Raw genomic sequence first — 519 nt, 5'->3', positions numbered from 1 at the left:
AGCGGTCGTCCGATCGACTCGAGCACCTCGCGGAATTCTGAGCGGTCCCACCGGGAGTACGCGAGCTCGTACACCGACCCTGCCGCCGTTCGGTCCGCGTCGGTGTATCCGTTCTCGCCGGTGCCCCACTCCCACTTCTCGGCGTCGATGACGTACGGACAGAGGCCTTCGAAGGCCCGTAGGAGCGCGCTCACGTCGTCTTCGGGGAGCGTGTGTCCGTAGAGGTCGACGCCGTAGTGCCGGGCTATCTCCGCGGTGAACGCGAGCGCCTTGAGCCCGTACACCGAGTACTCCAGCCCGTCGACCCGCTGCCGCTCGTGCCGCAGGAGGCCGTTCGGTTCGAGCTGGTCGAAGCCGTGCTCGCGCCAGTCGTCGAACGCGCGCGTCAGCGCCTCGCGGTCGTCGAGGTACGCCGCCGCGGTCGCTCTCGCGAGGATCCACCAGGCGTAGATGTTGTTCTTGACCACGCCGGTGTAGCGCTGCTTCCCCCGTCCGTCCTCGAGGTCCGCGAGGTACGTC

At 68.2% G+C, this 519-nt stretch carries 1 protein-coding gene; it reads right to left on the bottom strand.

Annotated elements, in window-relative coordinates; all coding sequences use genetic code 11:
• Window positions 1-519: alginate lyase family protein (locus EXE44_RS17975; RefSeq protein ID WP_199241276.1), on the bottom strand; the 519-nt coding region annotated here is incomplete at both ends.

Origin of the sequence: Halorubrum sp. SS7, assembly GCF_005435055.1 — an archaeon.
GTDB classification, from domain to species: Archaea; Halobacteriota; Halobacteria; order Halobacteriales; family Haloferacaceae; genus Halorubrum; species Halorubrum salinarum.
This window is presented reverse-complemented; position numbering and strand designations above follow the sequence as displayed.